Source organism: Nostoc sp. 'Peltigera membranacea cyanobiont' 210A (genome assembly GCF_002246015.1).
Lineage (GTDB): Bacteria > Cyanobacteriota > Cyanobacteriia > Cyanobacteriales > Nostocaceae > Nostoc.
Window position 1 is genome coordinate 63,631 of record NZ_NOLJ01000001.1, and the last position, 21,322, is coordinate 84,952.

The window sequence follows — 21,322 nt, forward strand, 5'->3', positions numbered from 1 at the left end:
ATCTTAAAAGATGGTAGTAGGCAGTTCTTCAGTTGGGGATTCGACTCCTACTGATTTGATACCACTGAACTCTCGTACCCTGCGGGAAACGCACAAAGAAACTTTATCAATTTTGGAGCTTGTGAGCAGGAATGGCTAAATTATGTTCGTTCTCCAACAGATATAGATAAAGCCAAGCAAATCACCAGATTAATAAATAGCAACCATAACAATTAATTGAGGAATCTAACATGAAAACCAATAAATTACAAACAGGTCTAGTTCGCAATTACCTAACAGCAACAACAGTTAGTGCACTCTTGTCGCTTACTACATACATAGGTGCAGCTACTGCCCAATCCGCAGATCCTAAACACCCAGATCCACTGCAACCTGACGATAACATCGCCGTAATCAGTAGCACAGTTCAGATTCCACAGTACTACTATGTGACTCTTGGACCAGGTAAGGGGACATTGACTGTTGAATTTTCTGCGAATGGATTTCCTGGGGCTGGGGGAGAGATCCGAGTTACCTTGCTGAAGAAGGGTAGTAATAAAAACTACAATGTAGTCGTCAAATCAACAAAAGCCGTCTTTGGTTCAGATGCAGCACAGACAGGACAAGTGACCATCCCGTTTGATGTCAAGCAGGCGAGTCAGGTGATTTTGCGTATCGACCCTCCTTCGTCAGGACTGATTGTCGCCGCAGGTCGCTACAACATAAAGGCCACTGGTGCCGTGAAATTTGCCCCAATAGATTCCAACCAAGCACAAGTAGTAGGAACCTATCGTGTTCATAGTTATATACTTGGTGAGAATGAATCCAACAAGCTGATTAAGCTAATGGCAGATGGTAAAATCCTCAGCGAGACAGGATCTACAGGCTCGTGGTCACTCTTCGATCCAAGTAGCAAAACCTACGTCTTAGAACTCGCAAGCAAACGCAGCACTGTAATATTTTGGCCAGCCGTAGGTTTCTCAGCGGAATCCACTGGCAATCCCGATTTACAACTAGTCCGATAAGTGCGATCGTTATTAGAATCTTCTCTCGATATAGCAATCCTAAATGAAACAGAAACTAATGGTGCATTTATACCAACTTGAAGTTCTTTACTAATCACCAAGAATTTGATTTTTTTAAGCTGCATCAGTATGAACCTTGTTCGGATCTCAAATAGGATTGCTATAGATAGAACTCGTCACAACCACTTGGGGTTTTTTCCAGTTTTTTAGGGTATGTTATGGCGTCAGCGTAACGCATCGTCAGAGATTTTCGGTGCGTTATATTAGGACTAAAGTCCATAACATACCCTACCAAATTAATAGCTAATGTGGAGCAGGTTTTTCGATTTGTGTGTACACCGTAGCCGAAACTGGAGAGGAATGAAAGCGGGGTTTTTAGTATGCTTTCAGAATTGACAAACATCCTCTAAATCCCTCATCTATTGCATACTGAGTTCTGAATTCTGACTTCTCATTTAAGTTTTTCGTGAGCCGCCAAAATAATTTTTTCAGTTTCTTCCCAGCTAATACATTTGTCGGTTACAGAAACACCATATTTTAATTCTTCTTGTTTACCAGTAATTGGTTGACTACCTTCATACAAATGCGATTCCAGCATCATGCCAACAATTGATGTATTACCATCCACTATTTGCTGAATAATATTTTCTAAGACAGCACCTTGTAATTTGTAATCTTTATTGGTATTGCCGTGGCTACAGTCGATCACAATTCTTGGTGGTAAATTTGCCTGTTTTAATTTCTCTTCTACCAGTTTGACATTTGCTGGGTCAAAGTTGGGTTGACTACCACCCCTTAAAATTACGTGACCGTAGCCATTACCTTTAGTTTGAAAGACACTGACCTGTCCGTTTTGATTAATTCCCAGAAAATTATGCGGGTTTCCAGCAGATTGTAGGGCATTTAAAGCTACTTGAATATTGCCATCAGTACCGTTTTTAAAACCCACAGGCATCGAAAGCCCACTTGCCATTTCGCGGTGAGTTTGTGATTCAGTTGTACGTGCGCCAATGGCAGACCATGTAATCAGTTCACTGATGTATTGAGGGATGATTGGGTCTAGTGCTTCTGTGCCAGCAGGTAATCCCAACTCTGTAATTTTTAATAGTAGCTCCCGTGCAATTAACAAACCTTTCTCTACATGGAAAGAATCATCCATATCTGGATCGTTAATTAATCCTTTCCAGCCTACAGTTGTTCTGGGTTTTTCAAAATACACTCGCATAACTAGTAGCAAGTTATCCTTGACTCGCTCGGACAATATTTTCAATCTCTCAGAATATTCGAGCGCTGCTTTTGGGTCGTGGATTGAGCATGGGCCAACTACTATAAATTTCCTGCGATCCTTAAAATCGAGGATATCTTCTATTTCCTGTCTATATGCTAAAACTCTTTGTTCGGCTAATTGTGTTAAAGGTAATTTTGACTTAACTTCATTGGGGGTTAATAAAATGCGATCGTTCTCAATGTTAGCGTTGTCGATATTACTATTAAATAATTTGTTGTGCATGGGGATGCTTTGGCAATTCTATAGACGCACTTCAACTCAAAAGTGTAACACAAACCTATGAAATTTTAAAATAGCTTATTTTCTGCTTGACAAATTTCTAATTAGACTGTACCTGAACTAAGATAATAACTGAAAAGGGGAAAAGATGTTTCCCCTTTTCTTTGCTATTAGACTACTGATTCAGTGGTAGTGTATATAATTACTGCCATACAAACACTTTTGCTTCGTATGGCCCCAAGTCTGTAATGATCCCATCATCACCAGATTCGACATCATAATTACCTGTCCACTCGTGCCATGTACCAGCGCTAGGAAAGTTAGGAACATGATAGCCAGCTAGAAAATCTCCTGAGAAATTTGCTATTACAACTACACGAGAACCTTCATTATTCCAACGAGTATAAGCTAATACTTTTGCTTCAGGATTTTCGTGGATAAAATCAATATTTTCTGTGTAGAGAGCATGATTGCTTTTACGCAGGTTGGTTAAGCCTTTGTATGATTCAAATAAACTACGATTTAGATCGTTACCTAACAGCGTCCAATCGATTTTGGATGATTCAGGTTGTTTAGGTTTATACTCGCCAAATTCTTCTCCCATCCAAATCAAAGGCACACCAACAGCAGTCATTAGGATGGCTACTCCTAATTTAACCCGCCGAAATGCTTCTTCGTCAAAAATCTCACGGTTCCCCAGTTCAACCATTACATGATTATGGTCGTGGTTGGTGAGATAATTTACTACATTGGTAGCACCCAAAAAGCCTTGGCGCTTGCAGTCAATCACATCTTTGAGACGCTCCAAATCAAATGTATTACCGCAAATATGTTCTAGAATGCAGTGATAAAAACTGTCATGCCAGCAACCATCCATTGGCCCATCTACATTGGTAATGCTGGGAGTCTCAGGAATGTGTTCGGCAACGTTGTAAAAAGGCTTCATGCTAGCAGTTTTTTTGGCTTCCTGAACAATCCAGTGCATGAAATCGTAGTTAGCAATTTGCCGCGCCGCATCATAGCGAATACCATCAAGATGATATTCTGATATCCAAAAACGGATTGCCTCACCAGTAAATTTCCAGGCTGGCTTAATATCTAATTTTTCATCATAATGTTCGTAATTAAACTCAGGCCCCCAATTATTATCAGGGTCACGAGGTTCGTGATGATACCAATAATCGTGGTCAATTTGTGTTAATGGAGCAGATGCTTCTGAGTGATTATAAATACCGTCAAGAATTACACGAATACCTTTAGCGTGACACTCATCAATCAAATTTTTTAACTCAGCAGTAGAACCATAACTAGATTCTGCTGCAAAGAAGTGGCGGGGATTATAACCCCAACTATAATCACCAGGATATTCTTTAAGTGGCATCAACTCAATAGCGTTGATTCCCAGTTCACACAAATAGTCTAACTTTTCAATGACGTGTTTGTACTTACCTCGTGCATAAGGATCGTCCTCGCCACCAGAAAAGTCACCGACGTGCAATTCATAAATTACTAATTCGTGGTCAGCAGGTAAAGGTTTATCATCATGTTGCCAAACATAAGTATCGGTAATCCTTTTGCCGTCTTTGATCCTGATAACACCATCGTCTTTTCCACTTTGTTCATCTACATCAGTTGCACAGGGATCTGTAACATCAACCCATTGCTCTGGTTCAAAAAACCATGAATTTGATTGAACGCGGAATTTATATTTATAAACGCCGTCTTCTAGTTCAACACTTGTGCGGAAATAACCATCATCACCTTTTTCCATTGGAATTTCTTGCCAATCAGAAAAAGAACCAATTAATGCGGCTCCTTTGTTATAAGGTGCAAATAAATTAAATTCAATTGGTGCCATAGAACGTGTTTGTAATATCAAGGGTTGATATAAATATTCTCTGATGAGCAATTGAATTTGCAAATAGCTCTAGAGAAATAATTAGATCGTGAGTGCTTCTATCTTCAGGAATAATTTATATCTTATTTATAAAATTTAACTGAATATTTTTTATTTTTGGCTGTTTATAGTATTTATTTATTGACTAAAATACGGATTTACTATCTTGTAAAGATTGTCTATAAAAATAATTTGTTTTAACCTACCGCATACAAATACATAAAAATATTAAACAAAGTAAAAGTTTTAATCATGTTCAAATCCAGTATTTATCTGGTAAAAATAGGATGCTTTTTACCAAATATATGCTACAAAGTTAATCTTTTTTGCTATTAGCTTGTTGTAGATAACTTAATAACCAATTCGCCGCTGTCGCTCTGCGAGTTTGCCGAGGACCAAACTCCCCAATTTTGTAACCTTTGAAACCCAGTTTTTCTTTTAGCATTTGTTTATTTTCAGCCGGGATGGAACGAGTCAGCTTGACAGTTGCGGGGCGAGATTCAATGAAATCTGGTGGTTGTGGGTATTCATTATGCCATTCTGGTGCAACTTGGCTAACGTCCCATTGTGCAATTGAGGAGTCATAGCGATAGCCTAAATAATGCCATAGCAACTGGTTGACTGTGGCATCATCAAGTTTATCGTCAAGAATCGCCGAAATTGTATCTGTATTAAGTGGTGGCAGGTTAGACATAAACAATTCAAAATTCCAAGTGGAAAAACTGACTACTGATTAAATTACAGCAGTTTTCAGGTATTTAGACTAGGACTTCAATGAAAAGTAGGGTAGTTCAATTACTTGAAAAGTTCGGGAAATATACAAAAACTAGTAGGTATTGAGAAAGACTGGGATTAATTTGGCGAGTTGGAGTTAAAAACAGATTGTGTATACACAAACTAGGTAGACTGGAATCGTAAAGATTAGACCAGTCTATGCAGAATTCTACAGCACTGCCAAAGATTATCCGCGCCCATGTATTCATTTCTGGCCGAGTCCAAGGAGTGGGCTATCGCTATTCCACTGTCGATACAGCTAGGCAATTGGGATTAACCGGTTGGGTGCGGAATCTCCCCGATAATCGAGTAGAGGCAGTTTTTGAAGGGGCACGAGAGGTTGTAGATGACATGGTTCGTTGGTGTCACTCTGGGCCACCTGCTGCTGTAGTTAAAGATGTTGTGGTTGAGTATGAAGTACCAGAAGGGTTGCGGGGATTTGAAGTTAAGCGGGTTGAATAGGGAGTTAACAAGGGCACAGGAAAGACAAACTATCCCCTATACCCTATAAACTATGCTGAAGTGACCTGTATACTCGTGGGTTTTTCCTGTTCATCTTTTGAAGCAGTTTACCGCCTGTGAAAAATTTTGATTACAATGCAGATGTCAACTAGGCGGCGTGCTGTCTATCCACGTAAATCCAGAAGATACTCAATGAGTAATCAATTAAAAGACTACAATCCCAGCGGCGTAGGTGAAATCAATGGCAACCTCTTAGGTTTGCCCTGCGATTATGAGTCTGCAAACTTGATTGTCTTTGGTGTACCGTGGGAAGTGACTGTTTCCTATGGTGCTGGCACTGCTAATGGCCCACAGCGAATTCTAGATGCTTCGACTCAATTAGATTTGTTCGATTTTGATAACCCTGATGGTTGGAAGCAGGGAATTTTTATGGAAGAAATTCCCCAAGATATTTTAGAGAAAAACACATACTACCGCGCCTTGGCAGCAAAAATTATCGAACGATTAGCCCAAGGTAAACAACTCTCCGATACACCAGATTTAACACCTGTGCTGACAGAAATTAACCAGGCTGGTCAACAGGTCAATCAATGGCTGTTTGAAAATTGTCAGGCAGCATTTAATAATGGTAAGCGAGTTGCAGTCATTGGTGGAGATCACAGTTCGCCTTTAGGTTATTTCCAAGCATTAGCAGCTAAATACCCAAACTATGGTATTTTGCACATTGATGCCCACGCAGATTTACGCGATGCTTATGAGGGATTTGAGTTTTCCCATGCATCAATTATGTTTAATGCGATGAAAATACCGCAAATTTCTAAGTTAGTGCAGGTAGGTTTGCGTGATATTAGTCATGATGAAGTGCAAATGATTGACCAATCTGATAGTCGCATTATTGCTTATTACGACCCGGCTATTAAGCAAAAGCTTTACTCTGGAACAACTTGGATTGATTTATGCCGAGAAATGATCAGTCATTTACCTGAATATGTTTATATTAGCTTTGATGTAGATGGTTTAGATCCAAAACTCTGTCCGAGTACGGGTACTCCTGTTCCAGGTGGGTTGGAATTAGAGCAGACTTTTTGTCTGTTCCGAGAATTGGTCAATAGTGGAAGAAAAATTATTGGCTTTGATATCTGCGAAGTCGGTGATGCAGAGTGGGATGGTAATGTTGGAGCGCGGGTAGTTTACAAGTTGGCAAATTTGATGGATTTATCAAACAGAATTCAGGAGTCAGGTGGTCGCCGAGCGCAGTCGTTCGCGCAGCGTCTCCGGCAGGAGAGGTGAGTCAGAATGGGCTAAACCTTAGCTATCCGCTAACAGAATTAATTCTGTACGGCTGGTGGATGAATAAGAGGGTTTATAACCCCCGCTAAATCATTCACGTAACGTCTATGAAAGAGAAGATTTAGTGTTTTTCAATCAGTGGCGGGTCTGTAGCAAGATCCCACAGGGTATCCCCCACTGATTGTTCTGAATTCTGAATTCTGAATTCTTCTTCAACCAGAATTTATATAAGGAACAAACAATCAGTACATCAACGTCTGTCTCTATATCTCTCTCAAAATATAGATACTAAATTAATTCCAGATAGTGAATTTATGGAATTATATACTTTATTGTCTATTATAGCGGTTCTCAGTTGAGTGAGGTACAAGAACCCCACCCCAACCCCCTCCCCGCAAGCGAGGAGGGGACTATGATNGTCTATTATAGCGGTTCTCAGTTGAGTGAGGTACAAGAACCCCACCCCCAACCCCCTCCCCGCAAGCGAGGAGGGGACTATGATGTACCTCATGTGATTAGTAAACGCTATAGTGGCTGAATACTATTTATTTGTTATATTTTACTATGAAAATCATGCTGAAAAACTACTTTAACAGCAATCAAGGGCGAATTTTCACTGCTTTGATTTTGACTGGAATTTTGTCTGTTAGTAGCAGTTTAACACTTATCAAAAGTGCTACAGGCGCTTCTGCAAACTTTTCTCTAGAAACAAGCAATGAAGTTCTCAAAGACAATATTAAACCAAATCGCTTGCCACGTCCAGTAGCTAAGGCGGTACTACGAGATTTAGCCCGTAGGCAGGGAATTTTTACTAGACAACTGCAAATTATTGACTACAATCAGCAGACTTGGCGCAATGGTTGCTTGGAACTACCTCAAGCTGATGAAATCTGCACCCAAGCGTTAATTCCTGGTTGGCGGATTGTGGTATCTAATGGCAAAGAAAACTGGGTTTATCATACCAATAACAATGGGCGATCGCTACGTTTAGCTTCGGCAAACACTCCCTCAGAAAATCTGCCAAATAAATTACCTACATCTGTAAAAAATACTGTTTTACAAGCCGCATCCAGACGTTTGCAACAGCCAATTTCTCAGTTAACCATTATTGAGGCTCAACAGCAAACTTGGAGAGATAGCTGCTTAGAATTAGCTAATGCTGATGAATTCTGTACCCAAGCTTTGGTATCAGGCTGGCGGGTGGTTGTTGGCGGAGTCGGTCAAACCTTGGTTTATCATACCAATCAAACAGGTTCCGCACTCAGGCTGAATCAAAAGGCTAACGAAACTACACTGAGTCCTGTGCAAATTCCAGCTAGTGAGTTACCACCACCGTTAGATCGAGGTATAGTATTTCGCCAAATCTCCAGTGGGGGTTTTGCTGGTAGAACCTATGAGACTGTTTTACTCAAAGATGGGGGACTGATTCGCGTGCGGATTGGTGATGCTAATGATTCTGAACGTAGTGTTCGCCGCGTTTCTGTGCAACAGGTACAAGAATTTGTGCGATCGCTAAAACGTTCTCAGTTTAGTCAATTTCGGAATTTGAGTTACCCAGCCCCCAGTGGTGCTGCTGATTATATCACCTACACCCTCACTAGCCAAGAAGGTACGGTTCAGTACAACGATATTTCTCAAAATAACCTGCCAAAGAATTTACAGACAGCAGTCAAAGCCTGGAATCAAATTGTAGCCAGCGCACAATCATAAACTTCATTGATGGAATAGAAGAATAAGAGAGTGGCGAGTCTATAGCTAGGTTCCCGCCACTCTCTTATAAAGTGATGGGTTTTAAATTTCCCAGATGCTGGCGATCGCGCTATCTTAAAAATGAACTTTCAAGATAGCGAAACTAATGAAAGGTGTTTACGGTAATATTTGGTTGAAATACTTATCTAATTCGCTGTTTTGTAAATACCACATAGGATTAAAATTAAACATGAAAGCAATTGTTAACTAGAAGCTGATCAAACAGCAATATTAGATTGTCAATCATCCAAAAGAAGTATATTAAAAATATTAATCAAGCTTATTTAGTTTAAATTGATGGGTAAGCAAGTTTGTAGTAAGGACTAAAGTGCTTATTACAAAACCTCTTGTACTAGCTTAGACATTGTACTAGTACAGCACGACGTAAATCTAGCTACTATCTCAATTAACTAGATAAGTTGCTCTGAACAACTTGTTAAAGGTAGGCAAACTTCCGCCACAGCGAACTAATTGTTTTTGCCCAACTATACTCGATTGACCTGAAAAAATAGCACATTTAATCAAGTAATATAGATTTGGTAAAAAACCGAGTAATAATAACTTATATAAACTTTTAAAAAATAGGCTTGTATATTAATCAAACATTTGAAATGATTGCTAAAAAAATCACTATTCCTGCTGAATTATTAATTATGATTACTGAGTTATTAGCTATCACTATAATTATAGCGTCATCTAGCAACAATTAGAGATTTTATCTTCCTATAGCTTCAAATATTCTCTTTCCTCAATCTCATACATAAATTACATGGAACAAGTCATTACTTCAATGGCAGAGGCTTTGTTAGTAACCAATAATTCAGGAAAAATAAAAAAAGTAAATCGTGCTGCTCAAAAATTATTTGGTTTTGAGGAAAAAGAATTAATAAATCAACCAATTTCACTAATCATTGACGAGGATGAACTTGTAATTACAGCTATTTATCAACATTCTTATTTAAAACGTAATTCCCAGAATCTAGAAGTAGTTTGTCGAACAAAAACTAGAGAAAAACTGTTGATTGCTTTTTCTTGCTCAGTGATTGCAAAAAAAACAGAAGGACTAGAAGATATTGTCTACATTGGTCGGGATATTACTGCTTGGCAACGCCGGGAACAGCGTACAAGTGCCCAGTATTCTATTACTCGTATATTATCAGAATCACAGAGCATAAAGCAGGGAATTCCACAAATTTTGCAGTCGATTTGTCAAAACTTGGGATGGGATTTAGGTGAACTTTGGACACCTAGCCAATATATTGGCACTTCGGTAGAAGGAGATAGTTTAAATGCAGTACTAAGGTGTGTGGAAATTTGGTCAAGTCGATTAGTTTCTGTCCGAGAGTTTAAAGCAATCACCTGGCAAACTACTTATACACCTAGTGTTGGCTTACCTGGTCGAATTTGGATCAGACGTTTGCCTTTGTGGATTAAAGATATCACAGTAGATGGAGATCAAACGCGATCGCAACCTGCTGCGGAGGCTGGATTGCACGCAGCTTTTGGCTTCCCCATTTTAGACGATAGTGAAATCTTAGGAGTAATGGTTTTCTTTAGCCGGGACTTACTAACAAAAGATAAAGACCTATTGCAAATGATGGGTTCTATTGGTAGCCAAATTGCCCAATTTATTAAACGCAAACAAGCAGAAGATGCTCTTGTAGAAAGTGAAGAACGATATCGAGATTTGTTTGAAAATGCTAATGACTTGATTCAATGCGTCAATCCATCTGGTCGTTTTTTGTATGTCAATCGTGCATGGCGAGAAACCTTGGGATATAGCGAAGCTGAAATCGCAAATATGAGTGTTTTCGATATTATACATCCAGAGTTTAAGCAACACTGTTTGCAAAGGTTTTATCGTGTTTTGTCAGGAGAAAATCTTGGGCAAGTAACAGCCATATTTGTTACTAAAGACGGTCAAACAATCTTTTTAGAAGGCAATATTAATTGTAAATTTGTTGAAGGTCATCCAGTTGCGATTCGCGGCATTTTTCGCAATGTAACCCAACGACTAGCAGCAGAAGAAGCGTTGCGCCATCAGCAGGAAGAAACCGAACGTTTATTGCTGAATATTTTGCCAGCCGCAATTTCTAAAGAACTGAAAGAACAACCAGCTAGTATTGCCAAAGACTTTGCTGATGTCACAGTTTTATTTGCAGATATCGTTGGCTTTAGCGAAATTGCTACTTCTATGAGTGCAATTCAACTGCTGAACCTACTCAACTCAATTTTCTCAGCTTTCGATCGCCTCACCGAACGATATAGTTTAGAGAGAATCAGAAGTATTAACAATGCTTATGTGGTAGTTGGTGGCTTACCTACACGCCGCCAAGATCGTGTTCAAGCGATCGCTCTGATGGCACTGGATATGCAAACTGCGATCGCTCTATTTAATACTGAGAATAACCAAAATTTCAGCATCCGTATCGGCATCCATAGTGGTTTGGTAGTGGGCGGAGTCATTGATCTGAATAAGTTTAATTATGAACTCTGTAAAGACACAGTAAACATCGCTAGCTATATGGAATCCCAAGGTATTGCTGGTAAAATCCAGGTTACAGAAAATACTTATAAGTGCTTGTGTGATGAATTTGTATTTGAAAAACGAGGCGAAATTGAAGTTAAAGGCAAAGGGAAGATGACAACTTATTTGTTGATTGGACGGAAGGAATGAGGGCATTGGGAAAGAGGAGGCAGGAGGCAGGATAGCGCAGCGTTAGCGAGTCCGCGTACTCTTACAGAGAAGCAAGCTACGCGCAGCGTCTCGTAGAGAGCGTCGGCAGGAGGCAGGAGGTATAGCGTTTCCCTAATCACATGAGGTACATCATAGTCCCCTCCTCGCTTGCGGGGAGGGGGTTGGGGGTGGGGTTCTTGTAGCTCACTCAACCGAGAACCGCTGTAGGAGGCAGAAGTTCTTTAATTTTGAATTTTGTTAGCGCAGCGTTAGCGAGTCCGCGTACTCTTACAGACAAGCAAGCTACGCGCAGCGTCTCGTAGAGAGCGTCATTTTGAATTTTGAATTGATTTCTCCCCTGCCTATCCCCCTAGTGAGTATTCGGAATCATCCGCCCACAGGGATAAGTCGCTGTTTGCTGTGAAGCACTTTCAGCAACTGCTGCTGGAACCTGATCTGATGGTTGGGTTTTGGCTGCTAGATAGTCTTTTTGCAGTTTATCGAAAATGGCTTCTCGCCTGTCGTAAATACGCTTCAGGGGACGAGGCTGGCATTTGTTTAACACATACGCTGTCACCAGTGGTAGAGCGATCGTGCTATCGGTATAACAAACGATTGTGTTAGGTAACTCATCCGGGTCAATTTTACCCCAACTCACAGCTTCCGATGGGGTTGCTCCAGATAAACCGCCTGTATCTGGACGCGCATCGGTAAACTGTATAAAGTAATCGTGTCCTCGTTCTTCTAACCCTAAAACCTCGTGGAGTTGCGGTTGAGTTTGTAGCAAAAAGTTTTTAGGACTACCACCACCAAGAATTACAGCCGCACTTTTACCTCCTGATTCACGGGCATTATATGCGATCGCTGCTGTCTCATTCACGTCAATTGATGGATCGATCACCAACTGCGAACCTTCCAATGCCAAAGCCGCCACGTTCATCCCAATTGAGCTATCTCCTGGAGAAGATGTATAAATCGGTACGCCATATTCATAAGCTGTAGCTAGCAAGCAGGAATGCTGCACACCCAATTGCTTTTCTACTTCTCGGACATATTTACCTAGTAAATGGTGAAATTCAGCCGTTCCCATCCGCTTTTGAAACGCTTCTCCTTGGAGAATCTTGCGGATGAACGCATCAGTTTCTAGCAGCACATCGTAACCAAAAATAATGTCATAAATGCGGATCGTGCCTTCTTGGCGAAGCTTCACATCATCCAAAAACGGATTACCAGCAAAGAGTTCAAAACCCAAACCATAGTGCATATCATGGTAAAGATTTGCACCAGTGCTAATCATCCAGTCAATAAAGCCATTGCGAATTAAGGGTGCAAGCGCTGAAACCCCAAATCCTGCTGGCGTCATCGCACCGGAAAGGCTAACTCCCACGGTGACACCTTCCGTTAGCACATCACGACTCAGTAGTTGGCAGATTTCTCGCAACCGCGCTGAGTTGTAAGCGGTGAAGTATTGATCGATCAAATCCACCACACTGATATTATTTGATATAGGTGTGGGTGCAATTTTTTGACCCAGCTGTTTAGACATTTTGGCACTCCCGAACAGTAAACACGCCGAATCTAATGGTATCTAGCTTTCAGCCAAAGTGACAGCAATACTTTTTTACTACTAGCTTGAAAAAGCAAGTGAGGAGTAGGAGAAGAAACCTTTTTCAGCCCTTTTGGGATTTTCCGATGATTAGCGCATCAAAGCCAGAAAGTATTTCGTGGGTATACACTTTGTAGTCAGCATAACAAGTTGCGTCCTTTGCAAGTGAAGAGAATTAAGTAAGGGACTTTCAAATAAAAAAATATCCAATCATTTATTGTGAGGTAGGTGGGAAAAGCGGGCTTTCCGTCCCACCCCAATACAGTTAAATTAAGGTTTTTTGATGAAAATGCTAGATCAAAAAGACGCGGTAAATCGCCGTCAAGACGAAAGACTGATTATTGTAGAGACGGCGATTCATCGCGTCTGCGGTTCACCCTATAAATCAATACGCTTGGCTTTATGAAAAATTGTAGGTTGGGTGAAGCAAAGCGCAACCCAATAAAGCTATGAAAATGTTGGGTTTCGTTCCTAACGCTAATACCAATTAAAAAAAATAATGTAAAGGTTTTCGCGTCAGTTTTTTCCTTACCTTTGTGAAACATAGAGAACTAAATTTCATGTTTATCCCCAATATATCGGGTGGATTAAGTGCGGTAATTCGACTTTTATGTACACCGTAGCCAATACATCAGGGAGGGTGCGCAGGATACGCAAATATTTTTGGATTGCTATAAGCCACAAATGCTTATCCTGATGTAGTTTCAGGCAAATGCGTAATTTTTCGGTTTTGGCACGGTGATACCTTAATGGACATTAGTTGCAAAAATTAACAATTAGTAATTATTCTTTAATAACTATCTTAAATCTTTTAACTATCTGCTTAACTGTCTTAACTATCTTAACTGTCTCCTAATTCTTCAATTTTTGATTTACCTATCTGCTTAACTGTCTTAACTGTCTCCTAATTCTTCAATTTTTGATTTAACTATCTGCTTAACGGCTTTAATGTACGGATTGCTTTTTATTTACAACTATGAAAAATTATGAGAACACGACGATCCATGTATTAAAAATTTATCTATCAACATGGGAAATAAGTAATGACTTAAACAGCTTTTTCAAATGCTTGATCTTTCGGTATGGGAAACTTCAAATAAAACATACATAACTCATTCTTTAGATTAGGAGCATCTTAATATTATCGCCTTGAAACGAGCCACCACAAGCAAACCAGATGTGGGGATCTAGCTGGGTAGTGATGATACTTATGAACTGCAACGATGCTCAGATCAGCCACGAAACAAAGATAGCAAGAAGACCCCAGAGGAGGTTTAGCGCAGATCATGCAACCCTTTGAACTGCCAGAATTTTACACGCCTTGGCCCGCACGGCTGAACCCAAACCTGGAACCGGCACGAGTCCATTCCAAAGCTTGGGCCTACGAGATGGGAATACTTGGCTCACAAGAGGAAGCGCAAAGCTCGGTTATCTGGGATGAACATACATTTGATTCGCACGACTACGCCTTGCTTTGCTCCTATACCCATCCAGATGCACCGGGAGCGGAGCTTGACCTAGTAACCGACTGGTATGTTTGGGTGTTCTTCTTCGACGATCACTTCCTAGAAATCTATAAACGCACCCAAGACATGGCTGGGGCAAAGGAGTACCTTGACCGATTGCCAGCGTTTATGCCAGTGCATCCGACTGATACCCCTTCCGTTCCGACCAACCCAGTAGAGCGCGGCTTGGCTGACCTGTGGTCTCGCACCGCCTTTACTAAATCTGTGGACTGGCGACTTCGATTCTTTGAGAGTACCAAAAACCTCCTAGAAGAGTCACTGTGGGAACTCGCCAATATCAACCAAGATCGAGTCGCCAACCCTATCGAATACATCGAGATGCGCCGCAAGGTTGGCGGCGCTCCGTGGTCAGCGGATCTCGTCGAACACGCCGTGTTTATAGAGATTCCGGCCCAAATCGCCTCGACTCGGCCAATGCGTATCCTCAAAGACACATTTGCCGATGCAGTGCATCTTCGCAATGATTTATTCTCCTACCAGAGAGAAGTGGAGGATGAAGGCGAGAACGCCAACTGCGTGCTGGTCTTGGAGCGCTTTTTAAATGTCAGTACCCAGGAGGCGGCTAACCTTACCAACGAACTGCTAACCTCGCGGTTATACCAGTTTGATAACACTGCCGTCACCGAGTTGCCCCCTCTCTTTGAAGAGTACGGACTAGACCCAGTGGCTCGTGTGAACGTTCTCCTTTACATCAAAGGACTTCAGGACTGGCAATCGGGCGGTCACGAGTGGCACATGCGATCGAGCCGTTACATGAACAAGGGAGGAGACAATTCTTCGACATCCACGCCATTTCTGGGAGGCCCCACAGGGCTAGGCACATCGGCGGCGCGGATTCAATCGCTATACGCCGCCTTGGGTTTGGGAAGGTTCAAGAGCTTTACTCACGTTCCATACCAAGCTGTCGGGCCAGTAACACTGCCGAAGTTTTACATGCCCTTCACTACAAGCTTGAATCCCCATCTGAATGCTGCGCGGAAGCATTCTAAGGAATGGGCACGCGAGATGGGGATGCTGGAATCACTACCTGGGATTCCTGATGCCGTCATCTGGGATGACCACAAGTTTGATGTTGCCGACGTAGCCCTTTGCGGTGCATTGATCCATCCGAATGGGTCTGGCCCTGAACTGAATCTGACAGCGTGCTGGCTTGTTTGGGGAACCTATGCCGACGATTACTTCCCGGCGCTCTACGGGAATAACCGCAACATGGCTGGTGCAAAAGTGTTCAATGCCCGACTGTCGGCGTTTATGCCTCTGGATGACTCCACCCCCAGCGAGGTTCCAACTAATCCGGTGGAAGCCGGCTTGGCAGATATTTGGTCTCGCACAGCTGGCCCCATGTCCGCAAACGCGCGGACTCAGTTCCGTCGCGCAATCCAGGATATGACTGACAGCTGGGTGTGGGAACTCGCCAACCAGATCCAAAATCGGATTCCCGACCCGATAGATTATATTGAGATGCGCCGTAAGACCTTTGGCTCGGATCTGACCATGAGTCTGTCGCGACTAGCTCAGGGCAACGAGATCCCGCAGGAGATTTACCGCACTCGAACGATGCGATCGCTCGATAATTCCGCTGCCGACTTTGCCTGTTTTACCAATGATATCTTCTCCTATCAGAAAGAAATCGAATTCGAGGGTGAAATCCATAACTGTGTGCTGGTCGTTCAGAATTTCCTCAACTGCGGTAAACCACAGGCTGTTGAAGTTGTCAACAATCTGATGACCGCTCGGGCGCTCCAGTTTCAACACATCGTCGCCACCGAACTGCCAGCCCTTTTCGATGATTTCGACCTGAATGCAAGTACCCGCGAGAAACTGCTTGGATACGTCAAGAAACTAGAGCAGTGGATGTGTGGCGTCCTCAAGTGGCATATAACGGTAGACCGTTATAAGGAATTTGAATTGCGTAATTCGTTAGCAGGGCGGCTACTTAGCGGCCCCAGAGGGCTGGGTACTTCAGCTAGGCGTATTGGATCGGTGAGGGTTTAAGGTCATTACTCGGTCAAGAAAGTCAGGTTTTTTTGTCGGTGAGTTAGTTCCAGGTCAGTATGCGATCGCGTGAGATCGGTTTTTTAGTAACTAAAAAGTGGAGGATTAAGTTGTGACGTATTCTAACGATCCCAATTTGAATGTAGAAGATCAGCAGCCCCATTTAACCTTGAGTACAGCAGCGGCGCGTAATTTGGCAACAACGGCCAAATCTGCACCGCAAACCCAGGAAATTACATCGCGGTGGTTATTGAAACTGTTGCCGTGGGTGCAGACGAAAGGTGGTGCCTATCGAGTCAACCGTCGGTTGAATTATTCTGTGGGTGATGGACGGGTGACTTTCACCAACACTGGAGCTACGGTGCAGGTGATTCCTCTGGAACTTACTGAGTTGCCCTTGCTGCGAGGGTTTAACAACCTTGACGTATTGATCGGGTTGGCAAACCAGTTTGTTCAGCAGGAGTACGCTCCAGATGATGTAATCGTCGAACTTGGCCAGCCTGCCGATCGCGTGATTCTAATTGCTCGTGGTAAGGTCAACAAAATTGGTGTTGGCAAGTATGGCGAGCAGATTGTGTACGATGTGCTAGCTGACGGCGACCATTTCGGCGATGAAACTGTGGTGCAGTCCGAGGATACTTGGCAGTACACCCTGAAGGCGATTACCAGAACCATCGTTTTGTCGCTGCCCCAAGCGGTGTTTGAAAGGGCGATCGCTCAGTCTGAGGCGTTAGGAACCCATGTTGAACAGTTCCGCACCCGCCTAAGCCAGCCACAGACTCCCCAAGGTGAAGCAGCCATCGAACTGGCAGCCGATCATCCCCAAGAGGCTGAGTTGCCGGGAACCTTCGCTGATTACGAACTCACACCCAGAGAATATGAGTTGAGCATTGCTCAAACGGTGTTGCGAGTCAGTACGCGGGTAGCCGATCTGTACAACGAACCGTACAACCAGACAGAAGAACAACTGCGGCTGACTATCGAGGCATTGCGGGAACGTCAAGAACACGAGTTGCTCAACAACCGCGAATTCGGGTTACTGCACAACGCCGACCTCAAACAGCGTATCTACAGCACTAGCGGCGCACCTACCCCTGATGACTTGGACGAACTGTTGGCGACAGTATGGAAGGAGCCGGGATTCTTCCTGGCTCACCCCCGGACGATCGCTGCCTTCGGTCGTGAGGCCAACCGCCTGGGTCTTTATCCACAAAGCGTAGATGTGAACGGCGTTCAGGTAACATCTTGGCGTGGCGTACCCATCTTTCCTTCCAGCAAGATCCCCATCACCAATAACCGCACCAGTTCTATCCTTTTGCTCCGCACTGGTGTAGAAAAACAAGGGGTGATCGGCTTACATCAAACTGGTATCCCCGATGAATACCAACCCAGTCTGTCTGTCCGCTTCATGGGCATCAGCGAAAAGGCGATCATCTCCTACCTCGTTACCGCCTACTACTCCGCAGCCGTCCTCGTTCCTGACGCACTTGGCATCCTCGAAGATGTTGAAATTGGGCGCTAAATATTCGTGAAAGGATTTAGGCAACTGGCACATAGAACTAATTTGGCTCTAATGCTGATAAATCAGAGCTTACAAGCATTACAGTAATTTTCAGTTAATTGAACCACAAATATTGGTAAGGGCACAGCAATGCTGTGCCCCTACTGCGTGGTCTATTTACCTACAAAAGGCTGTATGCAATTGAAGTATATGTAGCAGTTGACGCACTTTTATTAATAACTATGAGGATGAGGTGATGACGGATTTTATTGAGTCAAATTTAAATGTTGAGAGCGGACAACCTCAACTGAGTTTGAGTAAAGATGCTGCGCGTAATTTGTCCACCACCACCAAATCTGCACCGCAGACGCAGGAAATTACCTCACGGTGGTTGTTGAAGATGTTGCCGTGGGTGCAGACGAAGGGTGGCACTTATCGGGTTAACCGTCGGTTGACCTATACGGTGGGTGATGGACGGTTAAGTTTTTCTAACACCGGAGCCGAGGTGCAGGTGATTCCCCAGGAACTTGGTGAGTTGCCCTTGCTGCGAGGATTTGACGACACCGAGGTGCTGAGGGCGTTGGCAAGTCGGTTTGTTCAGCAGGAGTTCGCGCCTGGTGATATCATAGTCCAGTCAGGTCAGCCAGCCAATCAGCTTTTCTTGATCGCACATGGCAAGGTAAACAAGATTGGTATTGGCAAGTATGACGAGCAGCCTCTATTGGATATGCTAGCTGACGGTGATTATTTTGGCGATCGCGTGTTGGTGGATTCAGAAAGCAATTGGAAGTTCACGGTCAAAGCTGTTACCCGATGCACGGTATTGGCGCTACCACAACAGGCATTTCGGGAACAGCTCAACCAGTCGCAGGCGTTGCAGGCTCAGGTTGAGCAATTTAGGACTCGCGCAGAACTTCCACAAAACAAGTATGGGGAAGCTGCGATCGCGTTGTCAACCAGTCATAGCACTGAAACGACATTACCGGGAACATTTGTTGACTACGAACTTTCACCCCGCGAATATCAGTTAAGCATTGCTCAGACTATGTTGCGAGTAAGTACTCGCGTTGCGGATCTTTACAATCAACCATACAACCAGACCGAAGAACAATTGCGGCTGACGATTGAGGCATTGCGGGAACGTCAAGAATACGAGTTGATCAACAACCGCGAATTTGGATTGTTGCACAACGCCGACCTCAAACAGCGCATCTACACCCGCAGTGGTCCCCCCACTCCCGATGACCTTGATGAATTAGTCACTCGTCGGCGGAAGCCGAGGTTCTTCTTGGCTCATCCCCGCACTATTGCAGCTTTCGGTCGCCAGTGCAACCGTCGAGGCATCTATCCAGACACCATCGACATGGATGGGAGCAAGATAATCACGTGGCGTAATGTACCTATTCTGCCCTGTAACAAGATCCCGATTACTAAGAACCAGACCAGTTCTATCCTTATACTCCGCACTGGTGAGAAAGATCAAGGTGTGATTGGCTTACATCAAACTGGTATCCCCGATGAATACCAACCCAGTTTGTCCGTCCGATTCATGGGCATCAGCGAAAAGGCCATTATCTCCTACCTTGTCACAGCCTACTACTCCGCAGCTGTCCTCATCCCCGACGCACTCGGCATCCTTGAAGACGTGGAAATCGGTTTGTAACTTTTTTGAGTGGAATATGAGTCAATTTTGGTAGTGTCAAAATAAGAGTTAATACGAACTCATAACTCACCACTCAGGACTGATGCAAAATAGGCAAGAACAAATTTCACAAGTGGTAGTGACTGCTGGGCAGATGCGCGATATTGAAAAGCGGATCTTTGCAGCGGGAATGCCTGTAGTTGCTTTGATGGAAAAGGTGGCGGGATTAATTGCTCGTCGCATTCCAGAGATTCCTGCAAACACCCCTTTGTTAAGGGGATCTCGTGTGGGAATTCTTGTCGGCCCCGGTCATAATGGTGGCGATGCTTTAGTCGTAGCCCGTGAATTATACTTTCGCGGATATGAAGTTTGGATTTATTCTCCTTTTTCTAAGCTTAAAGAATTAACTTCGCAGCACTTGCAATATGCCCAGAGTTTGGGCATTCCAATTTATCAAACAATTGAGCAACTGCCAGATTCTGATTTGTTGATTGATGGCTTGTTTGGGTTTGGTTTAGAAAGAAACCTGACCGATCCCATTGCCTCTGCAATTAATCAGCTAAATGAATTATCTATACCGATTTATAGTATCGATTTACCTTCAGGTTTACACACCGACACAGGCGAAGTATTGGGAACTGCCATTCGCGCCACTCACACATTTTGCTTAGGTTTATGGAAACTCGCTTTCTTCCAAGATCGAGCGTTGGAATATCTTGGTAAAACTGAGTTAATCGATTTTGATATTCCTTTAGCTGATGTGGAAGCTGTTCTCAAAGATGCACCTAAAATTAAACTTATCACACGAGCAAAGGCACTTGCTACTTTACCTTTACCCCGTCCAGCAGTTACTCACAAATATAAGGAAGGACATTTACTGCTGATTTGCGGTTCGCGGCGCTATGCAGGTGGGGCAATTTTAACTGGTTTGGGTGCTAGGGCCAGTGGTGTAGGAATGCTTTCGATTGCCGTACCCGAATCCCTAAAACCTCTTTTGGTGTCACACTTGCCAGAAGCGCTCATTGTCGGTTGCCCAGAGACGGAAAGTGGAGCCATCGCCCACCTACAACTACCAGAAAACACCGATTTGAGTTCCTTTAATGCGATCGCTTGTGGCCCCGGTTTAACACGAGATGCAACTCCCATTGTGAAAGAAATCATAGAAAGCGATCGCTCTCTAATTCTCGATGCCGATGGTTTAAATATCTTGGCACAAATGGGAGCGATCGCCACATTAAAAAAACGCCAAGCAGTAACCGTACTCACACCCCACACCGGCGAATTTGAGCGATTGTTTCCTGATGTCGCCGATGCCAAACATGACAGAGTGAAAGCAGTACAAGAAGCAGCCGCGCAAAGTGGGGCGATAGTGTTGTTAAAAGGGGCAAGAACTGCGATCGCAAACCCTCAAGGTGCTGTTTGGATTGTTCCTGAAAGCACACCCGCCTTGGCGCGTGGCGGTAGCGGCGACGTGTTAACTGGGCTACTGGGTGGACTGTTAGCGCAAGCAGCAACTAAACAGATTCCCCTAGAAGATATTGTGGCAACTGCCGCTTGGTGGCATTCCCAAGCAGGTATAATAGCCGCCCAAGAGCGTACCGAATTAGGTGTAGATGCGTTTACATTGACACAATATTTGATGAAAATTATAAGTATTTATATTTAGAAAAAAGGGGAGATGTGTATGCTTTC

General features: G+C 43.3%; 14 protein-coding genes and 1 pseudogene. 11 read left to right on the plus strand and 4 right to left on the minus strand.

Annotated elements, in window-relative coordinates; translation table 11 throughout:
- Positions 1-96 precede the first annotated feature (96 nt).
- Positions 97-216: pseudogene (locus CDG76_RS39535) on the plus strand (hypothetical protein); the annotation flags it as partial.
- A gap of 14 nt (positions 217-230) precedes the next feature.
- Positions 231-1,004 (plus strand): hypothetical protein, encoded by a 774-nt coding sequence (locus tag CDG76_RS00315; protein WP_094347138.1) that lies wholly within the window; start codon positions 231-233, stop codon positions 1,002-1,004.
- Between the two features lie 451 nt (positions 1,005-1,455).
- On the opposite strand, the gene CDG76_RS00320 is transcribed toward CDG76_RS00315, so the two are convergent.
- The 3 genes from CDG76_RS00320 to CDG76_RS00330 all read right to left on the minus strand — a co-directional run bounded on the left by CDG76_RS00320 (position 1,456) and on the right by CDG76_RS00330 (position 5,102).
- Positions 1,456-2,514: a 3-deoxy-7-phosphoheptulonate synthase gene (locus CDG76_RS00320; RefSeq protein WP_094347139.1), complete on the minus strand. Its 1,059-nt coding sequence runs from the start codon at positions 2,512-2,514 to the stop codon at positions 1,456-1,458.
- A gap of 199 nt (positions 2,515-2,713) precedes the next feature.
- On the minus strand, positions 2,714-4,369 hold the full coding sequence (locus CDG76_RS00325) for an alpha-amylase family glycosyl hydrolase (RefSeq protein ID WP_094347891.1): 1,656 nt from the start codon (positions 4,367-4,369) through the stop codon (positions 2,714-2,716).
- Positions 4,370-4,724: 355 nt separating this feature from the next.
- Entirely contained in the window at positions 4,725-5,102 is a 378-nt protein-coding gene (locus CDG76_RS00330; protein ID WP_094347140.1) for a DUF1823 family protein, read from the minus strand.
- Positions 5,103-5,341: 239 nt separating this feature from the next.
- Here CDG76_RS00330 and CDG76_RS00335 point away from each other — a divergent pair, with 239 nt between their 5' ends.
- From CDG76_RS00335 to CDG76_RS00350, 4 genes are all read left to right on the plus strand, one after another.
- Positions 5,342-5,644, plus strand: a complete 303-nt coding sequence (locus CDG76_RS00335; protein ID WP_094347141.1) for an acylphosphatase — start codon at positions 5,342-5,344, stop codon at positions 5,642-5,644.
- A gap of 192 nt (positions 5,645-5,836) precedes the next feature.
- Positions 5,837-6,934 carry an agmatinase SpeB gene (gene speB / locus CDG76_RS00340; protein WP_094347142.1) on the plus strand — a complete coding sequence of 366 codons (1,098 nt, stop codon included), beginning with the start codon at positions 5,837-5,839 and terminating at the stop codon, positions 6,932-6,934.
- Positions 6,935-7,498: 564 nt separating this feature from the next.
- On the plus strand, positions 7,499-8,644 hold the full coding sequence (locus CDG76_RS00345; protein WP_094347143.1) for a hypothetical protein: 1,146 nt from the start codon (positions 7,499-7,501) through the stop codon (positions 8,642-8,644).
- 808 nt (positions 8,645-9,452) lie between these two features.
- Positions 9,453-11,360, plus strand: a complete 1,908-nt coding sequence (locus tag CDG76_RS00350) for an adenylate/guanylate cyclase domain-containing protein (RefSeq protein WP_094347144.1) — start codon at positions 9,453-9,455, stop codon at positions 11,358-11,360.
- Between the two features lie 370 nt (positions 11,361-11,730).
- Here the strand turns inward: CDG76_RS00350 and CDG76_RS00355 are convergent, their stop codons facing one another.
- Positions 11,731-12,906 carry a homospermidine biosynthesis protein gene (locus tag CDG76_RS00355; protein ID WP_094347145.1) on the minus strand — a complete coding sequence of 392 codons (1,176 nt, stop codon included), beginning with the start codon at positions 12,904-12,906 and terminating at the stop codon, positions 11,731-11,733.
- A 343-nt stretch (positions 12,907-13,249) separates the two neighbouring features.
- Between CDG76_RS00355 and CDG76_RS38910 the strand changes: the two genes are divergently transcribed.
- From CDG76_RS38910 to CDG76_RS00375, 5 genes are all read left to right on the plus strand, one after another.
- Positions 13,250-13,372 (plus strand): hypothetical protein, encoded by a 123-nt coding sequence (locus CDG76_RS38910; protein WP_262984291.1) that lies wholly within the window; start codon positions 13,250-13,252, stop codon positions 13,370-13,372.
- 880 nt (positions 13,373-14,252) lie between these two features.
- Positions 14,253-16,487, plus strand: coding sequence for a family 2 encapsulin nanocompartment cargo protein terpene cyclase (locus CDG76_RS00360; RefSeq protein WP_094347146.1), 2,235 nt, complete (start codon positions 14,253-14,255; stop codon positions 16,485-16,487).
- Between the two features lie 112 nt (positions 16,488-16,599).
- Positions 16,600-18,009 (plus strand): family 2B encapsulin nanocompartment shell protein, encoded by a 1,410-nt coding sequence (locus tag CDG76_RS00365; RefSeq protein ID WP_094347147.1) that lies wholly within the window; start codon positions 16,600-16,602, stop codon positions 18,007-18,009.
- Positions 18,010-18,244: 235 nt separating this feature from the next.
- Positions 18,245-19,651 carry a family 2B encapsulin nanocompartment shell protein gene (locus CDG76_RS00370; protein WP_094347148.1) on the plus strand — a complete coding sequence of 469 codons (1,407 nt, stop codon included), beginning with the start codon at positions 18,245-18,247 and terminating at the stop codon, positions 19,649-19,651.
- 82 nt (positions 19,652-19,733) lie between these two features.
- Positions 19,734-21,296, plus strand: a complete 1,563-nt coding sequence (locus tag CDG76_RS00375) for an NAD(P)H-hydrate dehydratase (RefSeq protein WP_094347149.1) — start codon at positions 19,734-19,736, stop codon at positions 21,294-21,296.
- Positions 21,297-21,322 lie beyond the last annotated feature (26 nt).